Source organism: Hamadaea sp. NPDC051192 (assembly GCF_040682475.1).
GTDB lineage: Bacteria > Actinomycetota > Actinomycetes > Mycobacteriales > Micromonosporaceae > Hamadaea > Hamadaea flava.
Genome location: NZ_JBFBAZ010000056.1, coordinates 36,491 through 50,443, shown reverse-complemented (window position 1 = coordinate 50,443; position 13,953 = coordinate 36,491). Strand labels below are relative to the sequence as shown.

At 67.8% G+C, this 13,953-nt stretch carries 9 protein-coding genes; 6 read left to right on the top strand and 3 right to left on the bottom strand.

Annotated features, from left to right (window positions below):
- Positions 1-661: 661 nt before the first annotated feature.
- The 5 genes from AB0M47_RS23350 to AB0M47_RS23330 all read left to right on the top strand — a co-directional run bounded on the left by AB0M47_RS23350 (position 662) and on the right by AB0M47_RS23330 (position 9,162).
- Positions 662-3,781, top strand: coding sequence for a TIM-barrel domain-containing protein (locus AB0M47_RS23350; protein ID WP_363417393.1), 3,120 nt, complete (start codon positions 662-664; stop codon positions 3,779-3,781).
- Positions 3,782-4,351: 570 nt separating this feature from the next.
- Positions 4,352-5,998, top strand: coding sequence for a sialidase family protein (locus AB0M47_RS23345; RefSeq protein ID WP_363417390.1), 1,647 nt, complete (start codon positions 4,352-4,354; stop codon positions 5,996-5,998).
- 341 nt (positions 5,999-6,339) lie between these two features.
- Positions 6,340-6,579 (top strand): hypothetical protein, encoded by a 240-nt coding sequence (locus AB0M47_RS23340; RefSeq protein WP_363417387.1) that lies wholly within the window; start codon positions 6,340-6,342, stop codon positions 6,577-6,579.
- A 51-nt stretch (positions 6,580-6,630) separates the two neighbouring features.
- Positions 6,631-7,386: an ABC transporter permease gene (locus AB0M47_RS23335; protein WP_363417384.1), complete on the top strand. Its 756-nt coding sequence runs from the start codon at positions 6,631-6,633 to the stop codon at positions 7,384-7,386.
- A 555-nt stretch (positions 7,387-7,941) separates the two neighbouring features.
- The gene (locus tag AB0M47_RS23330; RefSeq protein ID WP_363417381.1) at positions 7,942-9,162 is read left to right on the top strand and encodes a hypothetical protein; all 1,221 of its coding nucleotides are present in this window, start codon (positions 7,942-7,944) and stop codon (positions 9,160-9,162) included.
- Positions 9,163-9,451: 289 nt separating this feature from the next.
- Here AB0M47_RS23330 and AB0M47_RS23325 read toward each other — a convergent pair whose 3' ends face one another.
- Together AB0M47_RS23325 and AB0M47_RS23320 are read right to left on the bottom strand one after the other, a co-directional pair.
- Positions 9,452-10,228 (bottom strand): GNAT family N-acetyltransferase, encoded by a 777-nt coding sequence (locus AB0M47_RS23325; RefSeq protein ID WP_363417378.1) that lies wholly within the window; start codon positions 10,226-10,228, stop codon positions 9,452-9,454.
- A gap of 116 nt (positions 10,229-10,344) precedes the next feature.
- The gene (locus AB0M47_RS23320) at positions 10,345-10,818 is read right to left on the bottom strand and encodes a class I SAM-dependent methyltransferase (RefSeq protein WP_363417375.1); all 474 of its coding nucleotides are present in this window, start codon (positions 10,816-10,818) and stop codon (positions 10,345-10,347) included.
- 227 nt (positions 10,819-11,045) lie between these two features.
- Here AB0M47_RS23320 and AB0M47_RS23315 point away from each other — a divergent pair, with 227 nt between their 5' ends.
- A complete protein-coding gene (locus AB0M47_RS23315) occupies positions 11,046-11,567 on the top strand; it encodes a transposase (protein WP_363417396.1) in 522 nt (173 codons plus the stop codon).
- 7 nt (positions 11,568-11,574) lie between these two features.
- On the opposite strand, the gene AB0M47_RS23310 is transcribed toward AB0M47_RS23315, so the two are convergent.
- Positions 11,575-13,917, bottom strand: a complete 2,343-nt coding sequence (locus tag AB0M47_RS23310) for an alpha-N-acetylglucosaminidase TIM-barrel domain-containing protein (protein WP_363417372.1) — start codon at positions 13,915-13,917, stop codon at positions 11,575-11,577.
- Positions 13,918-13,953: the final 36 nt, after the last annotated feature.

The following is a 13,953-nucleotide window of genomic DNA, read 5'->3' as shown; positions in this document are numbered from 1 at the left end:
CAACCTGGCCAAACGCGCCACCGGCGAAAACACCCCAACCTGGCGAGACACCTAAACCGGCATCACTCACAAAGTTCGTGAATTAGACGCCCTCTTAGAGGCGCCTGAGTTCGATGCGCCACGAGGTGCTTGACCTGGCGGCGACGGCGTCGCCCTAGTCCGACGCAGGGGCAGCAAAGCTCATCGCCCGCTTCGTGTCGCGGCCGGTTCGCGGTGCCACCGGCGAAGTACCTGTATGCGAAGTCGGTCGACTTCCTGCCCATCCGATGGTCCGAAGCTGCTCTATGCAATCCGCAGTTCGTGTGGATGCCCCCGCGGCGCTGAGGCCGAGCATCCAGGGTATCGAGCGCAGTGACGGGCGTTGTCGCCGCGCCTGTGCGGCATCTCAAACCGGTCGGAATAGCGGCTGCGCCGCGGTGGCCGAAGGGTAGTAGCCGCGCCGCCGCCGTCCGGCCGCGCGCCGGAGTGGCGCCTGGGACGCCATTTCACCATGTGGGTCTCAGCCTGCTCAATCTCCACTATCGACTCCAAACTGCGGTTGACCGCATGCAACATGCGGGATATCTTGCCGTATCGCGCAAGCAACTTCCAGATTGGACCTCTCATCTCCCACCACCACGCCACGGGCAGCCCGCCGGCCCGGTGACGTCAGGAGCCCACCATGCTGAAACGCTCCACCCGTTCAGTCGCTCTCGCCACCACCGTCGTGGTCGGGTTCGGGCTGATCAGCGCGGCCCCCGCGGCCGGCCGCACCGACGCAGACCAGCCCGGCCCACGGGTGGTCGACGCCGGTGACAGCATCGTGATCAGCGGTTCGACGTACCGGATGCGGATCGTCAAGGCCGGCTTCCGGTACTCGTTCGAGAATTCATCGGGTCAGCCCGTCGCGCCGGCCCATCCGACCTCCGGCCTGCGGATCAAGACCGCCACCGCGACCGGCTTCAGCGACGCCGCCGGCACCCGGCTGGTCTCCCATTCCGGATCCGCCACCGCCGTGCTGGACGTGACCATGACTGACGGCTCCCGGGTCAGGATCCACATCCAGCCCTCGGACACGTACGCCCGCGTTACCGTGCCAGACCTGCCGGGAACCAGCAGCACGGTCGACTTCCGTACCGGTGGGGTGGCTCCCGCGTACGGGCTCGGCGACTACGGCTCGTTCGCGGACGGCCAACCCGAACAGGGCACGCCGTGCAGCGGGAACGTCCAGGTCCGGCCGAGCACCGAACTCACCGGGCTGGTCCTGGACGACCTGACCAACGAGGGCAGCTGCAAGCGCTTCATCACCAACTTCACTGTCTTCCCCAAGCAGCGCTTTGGCCAGGTGTGGTTCGCCGAAGGTCAGAAGCGGGTCGGTCTCACCTCGGACGAGAACCGGCTCGGTGCCACCGGCGTCGACGAGGTGAACAGCCTGTACTACTTCGTCGGCAGCGATCTGCGTCAGGTGTACGCCGACTACCGGCAGGTCCGGCAACGCCACGGGTACCTCGACGCCAAACCCCGCGAGTCGGCCTTCGGACTCGGCTGGGAGGCGTACGGCGCGCTCGCCTGGGACACGTACCAGTCCTCGGTGATGGCCACGGTCCAGGGGTTCCTCGACCACGGCTATCCGCTCAGCTGGGGCGTGGTCGGATCCGGTTTCTGGCCGGGGCCACGCGGAAACAAGATCGAGGGCACCACGAACAGCTTCGGGATGTGGGACGACACCGCCGAGGAGGGCCGCGACGACGGGCTGCCCAACCCGCGCTATCCCGATCCGGACGCGCTGAAGAAGCTGTTCGCCGACAACGACATCAAGCTCCTGCTCGGCGCCCGTAACAACTTCAAGGCCCTGCCTGCCGACGGCGGCAACTACAACCCGACCTACGACGGGCCGTTCCTGCAGGAGGCGCTGGACAAGGGCTACCTGCTGCGTAACGCCGACGGTACGCCCCGGGTGGTGACCCGGGCCCAGTTCCCCAGCGGTGCCAGCTACGTCCTGGACGGCTCCAACCCGGACGCGGTGCGCTGGTACGTCGACCAAATGCGGCGCTGGGGGGTGGACGGGTGGAAGGAGGACACCATGCTCTACGACCCGAACTTCCACCTCGACGGCAACTGGAACCTAGTCCAGAACGCGCTGCACGACGCCAGCGAACTGCTGATGGTGCGCAACGCGGCGTACTCGGTGCCGGGTGACATGATCCGGATCAACGACACCATCTACGGCACCGGCGAGGTCTACCACGAGGATCCGGACCGGATGCCGGTGAACCTGCTCAACTACGCGGCCTCCGGCGCCGGCAACCTGTCCGGCGACATCATCGGCGGCACCCCCGGTCCGTCGCTGACAGACCCGGCGTACCAGAAGTACTTCGTCCGCAACGCCCAGTTCGACACGATGCTACCGGTTCTGACGTTCGGTAAGGGCCCGTGGGAACTCGGCCGCGACGACTACTCGGCGTCGGTGAAGCGGCTAGCGCTGTGGCACGAGGCGCTGCGGCCGTACATCTACGACGCGGTACTGGACGGATACGAGACCGGGTTCCCGAGCGCGGTGACCCCGCTGCCACTGGCGTACCCGGACGACCTGGCCACCTACAACCTGGCGAACGACACCACCCGACAGTACGAGTGGATGTTCGGCGAGTCCCTGCTGGCCACCCCGGTCTTCGGCGCCGACTTCGCCACGGCGCAGACACGCGACGTGTATCTGCCGGCTGGCAAGTGGATCGACATCGAGACCGGGGCGGTGTTCCACGGACCGACGACCCTGACTGACTACGCGATCGGCACCGACCGGATTCCCGCCTTTGCCGGTGGCAAAGGTGTGCTGGTCACCGGCACGCCGGGCGCGCTCAACGCCGAGGTGTACCCGGTCTCCACCAGCTCCCGCTACACCGCCGGCCGCGGCGGCGACGCCGTCACCGTCGAGAATGCCAACACCGGCTGGGATCCCCGCTCGCTCACCGTGCGGGACACCAGGACCGGCGCCAAGGTCGGCTACCGGATCGACCCGGTGACCGGCGCGCTGCGCTTCCGCGTCACCGAAGGGCACACCTACCAGCTCACCGGCGGCGGCACCGCGGGGCACACCGTCGCGCTGGACACCGCCGCACCCGGCCAGGTCAGCGGCCTGCGACACGACACCGACACCGACACCGACACCACGACGTTGCGCTGGGACCCGGTCGAGGGTGCCCGGTCCTACGTGGTGACGGCGCAGCTGCGGCAGGAGTGTGGCACCACCCCGGAGCTGGTCGTAGGCTCGGCGACCGGCACCAGCCTGGTGTTCGACAACGAGGGTGTCGCCGGGACCTACCGGGTGACCGCGACGAACAACGCCGGCGGCGGAGAGCCATCGGAGCCGCATTCGATCGAGCCGTTGCCCGGCGAGGTGAACCCGGTCGTTGTCGTCACCAACGAGGGGACCCCGACGACCTGCGATCCGGACAACCCGGCGTACAGCGAGTCCGGCAGCTGGCTCTCCAGCAGCCTGAAAGGCTTTGACGGGACGGGTACCCGGTACACGCGAACGGCCGGGCTCACCGCCACCTGGCGCGCGATCCTGCCGGCCGGCCGCTACCAAGTCGAGGTCTGGTCGCCCGGGAACACGATGTGCAGCGCCAACGCAACGTACACGGTCGGTGAGGTGACGGTGCCGGTCGACCAGTGTGCGACCGGCGGGTCGTGGCACTCCATCGGCACGTACCCCCTGACGGCCGGGCTCGCCACAGTCACCTTGACCTCGGGTTCCGGCGCCACCCGGGCGGACGCGGTCCGCTTCACGCTGCGGGAATGAGCGGGCAACGCCCGATGCCGAGGCAACAGGATCCGAGGCATCGGGCGGTGGCGCCATGCAACATGCGGCATGTCAACCCTGACCGCCCAAGTAACGTTCGGAAAGGGACCCATCTGGCAGCGGAATCCAGCAGCAAACAGAGCGTTTGAATGGTCGCTGGGACGTCCTGCTGACCCTAACTGCCGAGCGGTGCGAGATGCGTGTCTCCGATGTGGCCATGACCACCGGCCTCTCCGCCGCGCCCTGGTTGCTGACCACCGATTCGCCGATGTCCATTGTGTCAGGTGCAACCATGTAGTGAGGATGGCCGATGCCGTCGACCTGCGCCTGCTCGGTTAACTTGCGCTCCAACAACGTTCTACCCTTTGAGGCTGACGGCCGGCATCGGTCAATTCATGTACGACAGCAGACAGCTTGCTGCCCTGCTCTGATGTTCTGAATGACTTACGCCCATGGCTGGTCGAACTAATACCCATTAGCGTCTGGTGATCGGGTCGGGATGGCGATAGCGTCCGGGGAACTTCGCCCTGGCGTGCGATGCCGGAGAAGGTCTGACCAAAGGAGATTTCCATGCGCCTGCCCCTCAGCCAACGTGGCGTACCGCGACGAGCTGTCCTCGCCTCCGGTGGGGCCACGGTGGGCGCGGTGGTTCTTGGCGCCCTCCCGGTCCACGCGTCCGACTCCAGCCCGTCGGCACGCGATGGATTCTTCGCCGAGTCGACGGTCTGGGCCAGTGGCGAGGACGGGGTGGTGACGCATTTCGTCTACGGCCTTGCGGTGACTCCTGGCGACACGGTGCTTGCCTTCAGTGAAGCGCGGCTTACTCGCGCCGACGACGGAGCACACCATGTGGTGTGCCGACGGAGCATCGACGGTGGGGTGACCTGGGGCGACACCATCGCGATCGAGACCAGCGAGGGGGAGGCGAGTTGGGTCAACCCGACACCGCTGGTCGACCGCCGGACCGGTCGGGTCTTCGTCTTCTACGCGCTCAACGTCGACAATGCTGCCAGCCGGGTGTTCTTCCGCGCCAGCGACGACGACGGCCTCAGTTGGTCCGATCGGAGCGAGGTGAGCGGCCTCTTCGAAGGTGACGACCAGAATCGGACGTTCCATCTGCCCGGACCGGGCCATGGCATCCAACTCGCGGACGGTCGGCTTGTGCAGCAAGTGTGGCACCGGCGCAGCGTGGAGTTTCCGGCGGATCAGCGGCGGTACGGAGTCGGCGTCATCGTCAGCGACGACCACGGTGCCACCTGGCGGGCCGGCGGTGTGGTTCCGGTGTCACCGACGTACCCGGTCAACGAGTCCCGCCTAGTGCAGCGGCCCGACGGCTCTATCGTCCTCAATGGTCGGTACTCCAGCGCTGGCGTTCATCCGCGGATCACCGCGGTGAGCATCGACCGCGGCGAGTCGTGGTCGCCGCTGGTGTTCGACTCGTCGATCGCCCACTTCACCGCCGTCGACGCGAGTCTGACCCACTACACCGGTAGTCCGGACGGCAATGCGGTCTCCCGGACGCTGTTCAGCCGACCGGACAGCACCACCCAGCGGGAGAATCTGACCGTGAGCATCAGCTACGACGAAGGATGCAGCTATCCCTACAGCCGGACGGTCTACACCGGACGGTCGAGCTACTCCGACATCGCCCGGCTCTCCGACGGGACGATCCTCGTGTTGTACGGCAAGGACATCGCCGAGAATAACGTCGTCGACCATGTCGCGCTCGCACGTTTCGACCTGACGTGGCTCACCGGTGGCAAGGATTCTCTGCACCGTGGTCCACGCATCCGGGAGTTCCGGCAGCCGGCCGAAACGGCGCGGCGGCGGATCAGCGGCGGTGCCGCCGCCGTCGTCGCCGACCTGACCGCGTCGGGATACCGCCTGCTTCGCTACACCGCTGGGGCCGCAGGTGACTACCTCGAACTGTCCGTGCCCGTGCCTCTGCCCGGAGCCTACGTCGTGACGGCGCGGTGCCGGCAGGACGCGGCGGCTGGCGTGGTCAGTGCCTCGATCGTCGGCGTTGGGACGGGAGAAGCCTTCGCACCGGCCATCGATGTCGGTGTGGGCTTCCGTGAGTTCTCCTGCGGACAGTTCGCGATCGCCCGGCCCGGAGTTTATCTACTGAGATTCGCTGTCGACGGACCTGGGGCCGGCGGTGGCACCGGACTGGACCTCGACTACGTCCGCCTCACGCTGGCCCCACGCGGCCGCTGACGTCGGCTCGCGGATCGAACCGTCGAGCCGATCCCCTGAAGTAGACAGTGCCCCATGATGCATGCTCGACCGAACCCTGGAGGTTCCCAGACAAGACCCGACCCGCAGCGGGACTGAACCGGCCTGTCTACGGGGTGGCGACCACAACCGCGCTGGTCACCGCACGAGGCCTGCACAACGGTGATCCGCCCGGCCAGGCACGGGTGGTCAGCTGTTTGCCGTCTGCCACCGATGGCGGGCGGCCCAGGTGTCACATGGTCGCCTGCATCCGTGATTCTCACGGTCGCCGTCGTGCTGTTCCTTGTGGCCGCCCGCGTCGCGATGGCGCTGGCGGTGGCGGGATGGCGCACGGCCCGGCGCGACCGCAAAACCTCGCCCAGGCGCAGGACCGCGACCCGCAGCTGGTCGCCACGCTCGACACCCAGTTCCAGCAGGCCCACACCACCCTGAACCGCTACGCAACCGGCGACACCTGGAAGCTGCACAACCAGCTGACCGCCGCCGACCTGAAGACGCTGTCAGACTCGATCAACGCGCTCGCGGAACCGATCAGCCAGATCGCCGCCGCGATCGCCCACTGACCAGCCCGGCGAGCAGGCCCCGCCGCTCAGACAGCAGGAGACAAGACCGCAGTGAGTTCGACCGGGGTGCAGTTCAGCGTGACCTTCGGCATCGTGCTGGCCGTCCTCACCCTCGCCGCAGCAGCGGTCACCGCCATGGCCGGGCTGCATGTCTGGCGAGCGATCCTAACCGCGACCGTACGCGCCGTCGCCCAGCTGGCGATCGTGTCGGCGATCCTCGCCTGGGTCCTCACCCGCTGGGGCGCGACAGCCGCGTTCATCGCACTGATGGTTGTCGTCGCGACCGCCACCAGCGCCCGCCGGATCAGCAGACAGCGCCGCGCCTGGTCGGCAGGCATAGCGATCGTCGCCGGGGCGGGTCCCGTCCTCGCCCTCATCGTCGCAACCGGGACAGTTCCGGCCAACCCGATCGCAGTCGTGCCGATCGCCGGGATTCTCATCGGCGGAGCGATGACCGCGACGTCGCTGTCCGGCCGGCAGGTGATGGACACGCTGATCGGGCGGCGCGGCGAGTTCGAAGCGCTGCTATCTCTCGGATTCGTCGAATCGGCCGCCGTCCGCGAACTGTGCCGGGACCCGGCCGGTCGGGCGTTACACCCGGCACTCGATCAGACCCGGACCGTCGGCCTGGTCACGCTACCCGGCGCGTTCGTCGGCGTCCTGCTCGGCGGTGGCAGCCCGCTCCAGGCCGGCGCGACGCAGCTACTCGTCCTCATCGGGCTGCTCGCGGCCGAAGGCGTCGCCGTATGGATCGTGCTCGAACTGTTCGCACTTGGAGTCATCCGCTCACAGCGTGAAGGCGGCTGACCCGCCCCAGCAGGCGCACAGCCAACTTCCTCAATCCAGTCGCCCCTCCACGAGCGCCCCCGCCAGCGCCCATTCGTCGAACCGCGAATTGTCCTCGATCCGAAGGCTTGGCCGACAGGCCAGTCCAGAAAGGCGGGCCGGACGCGGCCCGTGGGTGAACGCACCGGTCAGCGGATCGCTCAAAGCTCTCCATCGTGCGCCACGCCGTGACGTTGCTGGCCACCAGAACGAGCGCCCCGGAGCACGACGGAGGCGAGCTGTCAGATCTTCGGAAGGGCGTTGCGGGACCGAGCGCCAGGTCCACCGGCACCCTTGACGGCTGCGGAACGGTCAGGGCAACGGTAACCCGTTCGACCCAAACCGGATCGGCCGCTGCGGCCCGCCGGCAGGCTCGTTGGCCACGCAGCCTCCTTTGAGGACTTCGCCTCTGTGTAATGCCGTCGGCAAGCTCTGCGCCGATGTGTTCTGGCTATGTCGATATGGTGCGCGCCGGGAGGCCCCTAGGTGGATTTGGGTACGATGTTCGTGGTCAGCTGAGTCCGAAATGGAGGCTCGATGAAGGTTCGGAGAGCACGCCGGTCGTTCTTCTTGGCCGTGGTGCTCACGTTGGCATCGTGCGGCTCGGATGACTACGTCGGCGACCCGGAGCCGACGAGTCCACCCGGCCCCCGCCTGGCCGGGCGCATCATCGTTCTTGACGCCGCCGCGCATCGCCTGTTGGCCGTGAGCGCTGCGGACGGCACGCCCACAGTGACCGAGCTGGCGCCGGGGACGGCTGTTGCGAGAATCTCTCCGGACCGCACGGTGCTGGCCCGGCTGACCCTCGACGGCGCGCTCGCGTTGCGTAACCTCGTCTCCGGTGCGGAACAAACCATCGACATGACCGCTGGCGGCAAGACCATTCGCGCCGGGGCGGATTGCCTGACCTGGGCGCCGGACGGCAAGCGGTTGGCAGTCCAGGCCGACGGCGCGCTCTACGTCACCACGCTCGCCGGTGTCGCGACGAAAATCGACGAACGCAAGACGGAGACCTACTACGAGAGCAACGGCAGCGTGACGATTCCGCGCCTCGGGCTGCCCGCACCAGACCCGACCAGTCCGCACTACACCGTCTCCTCGGAAATCGGCTGCGCGATGTGGATCGATCCACATCGCCTCGCCTTCGGCCGGGTGATCACGATGCCGGCATCGGTGACCGTGGAAGCCGGCAACCAGCCGGCGACGATAACCGCCGACACGACGACGGTCGCGCGGATCGGCGACACGGTGGCACTGGCCGACTCGCCGGCACGCTGGGAGATCCTGGACTCCTGCGGCACCAAGCTGATCACCCGACCGCTGGCCAAGGACGAGGATCGCAAACGCTTCGTGGTCGATGGTTCGTCCATGGCAGGTGGCGCCGACGCGCTGCCCGCCGCCGGCGAACTCGGCCGAGACGCCGGGGCTTCGTTCGGGGTGGCCTTCATCCCCGGAACATGCGACATCCTTGTCATCAGCCAGACAGCAAGCACCGTCTTCCACCGAGTGCAGCGCCGTGAAGCCGCGACCGGGGCCTTCCGCGAACTGAGCCCGGTGTACGACGATGACGGGCGGCCACCACTGGGCTTCCCCGGCGACACCATCATCTGGGGACCAGGCGCAGATCCAGCGGTCTACGCGAACACCGGCGGCCAATATGCGCCCCAATTGCTGCAACTACATGATCTCGCTACCGGCGGGATGACCGCGATCAAGGTCGACGGACGCGCCGACACCCTGATCGGATGGCTGCCCTGAAGCTCGTAGAGGCGCAGCCGCACGGGGCGGGTCCACACCTGGCGCCCCGGTCCGCGGTGGCGGACCGGGGCGTTGTCGCGAGGGTCAGCTGACGGCGTTGGCGGCGTCCGCGATGAGGTCGGTGACGATCCTGGGGGTGGCTGAGCATGACGACGTGCGACGAGGTCGGTACCTCGACGATCCTGCGTGCGTTCGCACGGCGGTACATCCAGATCGCCATGCGGGTGGGATCGCTGTGACCGGGCCCGGTCAGGGCTGGCCGGCGGACAGCCCGTGGAGTGCCGGCCGTTCAGGGGGTGACGGCATGTTCGACGAACTGACCGCAGGCGCGGAACCCCAGGCGGCGGTAGACCGGTTCTCCGTCGGTCGATGCCTGCAGGACTGCGATGCGGTGGCCGCGCTCCCGGGCTGCGCGAAGTGCCGCGAGCGTTATGGCACCGCCGTAGCCGCGTCGGCGGTGGGTGGCCAGGGTGGAGATGTTGTAGATGCCGGCGACTTCCGCGTGGTGGAACACTTCGGCGGAGCAGACCGGACGGTTCTCCGCGTAGCCCACCAGGTATCGGGCCGAGCAGGTCGCGGCCAGCGCCTGCGGAGCGGCTCGGGCGAAGAAGTGTCGGACGGTTTCGGCGGGTGGACTCCAGTTCGCGGCGAGGACCGTCGCGTAGTCGGCGAGCTGTTCGGGCGTGGTCACCGCCCGGATGTCCAGTCCCGGGACGTCGGCGGGCGGCGGGGTGTCGTCCAGTTCGGCCCACATCGCCGTCTCCCGTTCGGACACCGGTAAGCCGGCTGCCGTCAGGCGGGCCGTGAGGTCTGCCGGTGTCGAGGCGGGACCCACCCACCAGGAGAAACTGCGGCCGGTGCCGGCCAGCTCCTCTACAGTCCGGGTGATGCGGGCCGTGGCGTCGGCGTCGGTGAAGCGGGCCGCGGCAACGATGTTGAACGTGTCGTCGTCCAGGCCGCTGTCCGCGACCAGGACGTCACCTGTCGCTGTGACGGTCGCGCCAGACATCCTCCGGTGCAGGTGACAGGCGTGTTCCGCCAGGTTCTGCTCCATCCTGTCGGCCAAGTCGGCTTCATCCAAGAAATGATCATTCATAGTGATTGAATCCCAGCATGACCAGGTGAGGATTGCATGCCGTTTCGGCAGTGTCGCACCGTTGACCAGCACTTTTGATACACGCCCTAGGTCATACCACGAACCGGAATATCGTTCCACTTTGAGTCAACGGCTGCGGCTGCCCGGTGAACTCGTGGACACCCGACGGAAAACAGCACCTCATCGGGGGCATGGAAGGCCCATTCCGCGAAACCTTCAGCGCCCAGCCAGCCGCGACTTGCGCCAGTGAGGTCGGGCGCCCGCCGTGTTCTGGTCCAAATTATGGTGGCATTCTCGGCGCACTGCTGCGGAAGGAAGCCAATCGTCGCCTTCACGCCGGCGTCGCTGATGTTGCCGAACACACCCGCTAGAATCACCAAGTCGGCGGGAACAGCTCCCCGGCAACAGGCCAAGTCGCCGGCGTCGCCGTGCACCATCGTCACCGCCGACAGCCCCGCCTCGCTGATGCGCTGGCGTGCGGCAGCCACGTTGCCCTCGTCGTACTCGATCAGACGGGCAACTACCCGCCCTGCGTCGGACCGGGTGGCTAACACATCCACCAGGTCGCGACCCTGGCCCGAACATAGGCGCGGTCGATCACCAAGTCCGTGCCAGAGCCCATTCTTTCGCGTCCGCGAGCACCGTTCCACTTCACGGCCAGCCACGGAGTCAACCTCGCCTCAGCACAATCTCCAGATAGTTGATCTTGGCGGCGTGATCGTTGACAAGGTCATCGGGGTTGACCGGAGGTTTGTGGTCAGGTCCGGGCGAAAAGGTAACCCCCTTGATGCAGCTGGCCGCGCTGGACCTTCGACGACGTGGAGCAGGCCGCGACCACCGTCGTGGATCGATGGCATGTGGGCAAGTGCGACCTGTCGACGGGCAAGCGCCGCTCGGGCAGGGTCGAGAGCTACCGCCCAGGCCGTCATCGACCTGGCCGTCCGCCCGCCCCGCCCGATGGCGTGAACAGGTCAAAATCGTTGCCATCGACACGTGTGCCCTGTTCAAGCCGGCGATGAACCATCCGCTGCCCCACGCCCGCCTCGTCGTCGACCACTTTCACGCCGCGCAACTCGCCGACGCCACGCTGACCGAGGTCCGCCGCCGAGTGACGATTCAGCACCGCAGCCGGCACGCGCCACAAAGGCAACCGCGAGTGGAAGGTCCGCAACCGGCTGACCCGCCGCGCCGACAGCCCGTCCGACCAGCAGTTCGCCGAGCTGCAGTCCGACCTGAAACTGCTGCCCAAGCGCAGGTCGCGGCACTTCACCCCTTCACCGCCATCGAAGTTTTCTACCGGTTCCTATAGCAGAACGCTAGATGGGGAGTGATGTGCGGGCTCGACGGACGTGGGTCGTGAGGCTTGACGGGTCGATGTAAACGGCGACCTCGGCGGTCCCGGTGGATGTGTCCGGCAGCGCCCATGTCAGCTCGCGCGTCTCGCCCGGGCTGAGGATGCCGTCAAGGTTCAGCAACGGATGGGCCACCGGTCCGATCAGCCGGGCCCGGTCGAGCCGGACGTCAACGCTTCCCTCGTTGGCGACGGTCGCCGTGATCACTGTTCCTTCTACCCGATGCTCCGCCGCGAGCGTGACGGTGACCGGCAGCGGGTGGATCGGTGGCAGGGTGGCCGCGATCGCCGCTGCGACGGCGACCGTGTCGCCCTGCGGCTCGGTGGGCGCATCGCCCAGTTCCCTCGCCCATCCTCGTTCCAACTCGAACCAGTCGATCGTCTCGCGGTGCTCACGAAGGTCGTCGAAGAACCGGTTCCAGCGCTTTGTGTAGTAGCCGGCCATGAGGCCCGCCGCGTGTCGGGCGGCGTAGTCGTGCAGTTCGTCCGTTGCGGCAGTGTCGCCCCAGGTCGTGACGAGCGTCGTGATGTCCTCGACGCCGTCTCGACCGGCGGCTGCGGCGGCCTGAGCCAGCCAGGTGCCCAACAGGAACTCGGCGCGGGTACCCAGGATCGCGTCGCATTGCCCGACCATCCGGAGGAACCACGCCGAGAGCCGGTCCACCGCCTCGGCGTCCACCGCGTTGCGGATCTGCGCCAGGAGCCAGCGACTGCGGTTGGACAGCACCTGGACGGTGACGTCGACGAGATCGTGACGGTAGGGTCCGGACTCGCCCGCCCGCGGTGCGGCCTCGATGAGCTCACGCCATCCCGCCTCGAACTCGGTCACGTCGTAGGGCACGATCCGGGGGCGCCATTCGATCGCCCGCTCGAGGTCGAGTGCGGGGCGCGCGACAAACAGGGAGTCGGGGCCCGCGTTGCTCCCGTCGATATCGTCGCCGATGTACTGGCCGTACGCGGTGCGCACGAAGGCGCGCCAGGCGCGGATCGCCAGCTCCGCGTCGGTGCCGTAGCGGCGCCGGACGTAGCCGGCGATCCAGTCGTCCAAATTGATCTCGTTGTCGTGCCAGATCACGTCGGCCAGCAGGTCGTCGACGACCGGATTGCTCTCCAGGCTCTCCGCCGCCTGGACGGTGCCGCACAGGCGTCCCGTGTTCCGCAAGCCCGGCAGGCGGCAGATCTCGGGCAGCTTCCCGAAGACGTACTGCCGGCCGCCCCACGTCGAGATGGTGCCGAACACCCACGGCGCCCCGCGGAACGCGTCACGCGACCCCCAGCGCGGGGTGTCGTCCGCGTTGAGGTCCAGCACGAGGAGGCGAGAGTGGTCCACGCCGGCCAGCAGGTCGTCGGTCGGGTTCGTGCCCCAGGCCTGGACCACCCACGTCGCGTCTGGATGCGCGTCCAGCAGCGCGCCCTGCAGGCTGGCGGCGGCGGCGCGGACGTTCATCCCGCCGGCTATTCCGCCCTCGTGCAGGACGTCCATCGAGTAGGCGCCCGACGGTCCGAACCGTTCGCCCTGCAGCCGGTACCAACGGGCCGCGATGTCACGGAAGCCCGGCGATGTCGGATCGATCCAGGTCGGCCGGTCGAAGCCCAGCCACGTCCCTTGCGGTACCGCAGACAGGTCGTCCCGACCGTCGACGAGTTCCTGCGGCACGAAGCCCGCGAAACCCGGCAGCACCGGCGTGATCTCCAGCTCCCGCATCCGGTCGAGGATGCGGCGCCCCAGTACGGCGCGCTTCTCGAGCAGCTCCGCAGGCTGGCCGCCCGCGAAGCTGTGCAGGTTGCCCAGCCACTGCCAGGGCATGTGCCCCGGCATGCTCAGCCAGCCGCAGGCCTCCTTGTCGGAGCGGCCGAGTTCGACCAGCAGATCGCGGTAGACGATCTCCTGCCCGGTGAGCACAAGCACGTGCGTCGTGCCCGACCAGGCCAGGAAGTCGATCTCGCGCTCCCACTCGGGCCATTCCCAGTACGGCGCTGAGTACCCGGAGACGGTGTGGTTGTGGGCAAAGCGGTGCGTGAGCCGGGTGGAACGGTGGATGGGCGAGGTCGGGGCCGGCAACAGCTCCGGAAGCCGGTCGCCGTGCCGGCTCAGATGTCCGTGGGCCTCGTGCGAGACATACCAGCGAACACCGGCCAGCAGATCGGGGACGCGGTGGCCGGTCACGCGGACCCGGCCCCCGGCATCCTCGATACGGAATTCGCTGCCCGGCCCGTGATCAACGAGCAGCTCGAAACGTTCAGCACGCTCTGGTCCGAGCAGCCGTCCGAGGACTTCTCGGGCGGCTGCGGAGCTCGTTGTGGTCATGGACCGGCCTTTCGAAGGAACTAAGCGGATGAGTGG

Bases quoted from the DNA above. Each gene is read 5' to 3' on its own strand.
- AB0M47_RS23340 (WP_363417387.1), top strand. From the start codon at position 6,340: ATGGCGCACGGCCCGGCGCGACCGCAAAACCTCGCCCAGGCGCAGGAC.
- AB0M47_RS23315 (WP_363417396.1), top strand. From the start codon at position 11,046: ATGCAGCTGGCCGCGCTGGACCTTCGACGACGTGGAGCAGGCCGCGAC.
- AB0M47_RS23310 (WP_363417372.1), bottom strand. From the start codon at position 13,917: ATGACCACAACGAGCTCCGCAGCCGCCCGAGAAGTCCTCGGACGGCTG.
- AB0M47_RS23330 (WP_363417381.1), top strand. From the start codon at position 7,942: ATGAAGGTTCGGAGAGCACGCCGGTCGTTCTTCTTGGCCGTGGTGCTC.
- AB0M47_RS23350 (WP_363417393.1), top strand. From the start codon at position 662: ATGCTGAAACGCTCCACCCGTTCAGTCGCTCTCGCCACCACCGTCGTG.
- AB0M47_RS23345 (WP_363417390.1), top strand. From the start codon at position 4,352: ATGCGCCTGCCCCTCAGCCAACGTGGCGTACCGCGACGAGCTGTCCTC.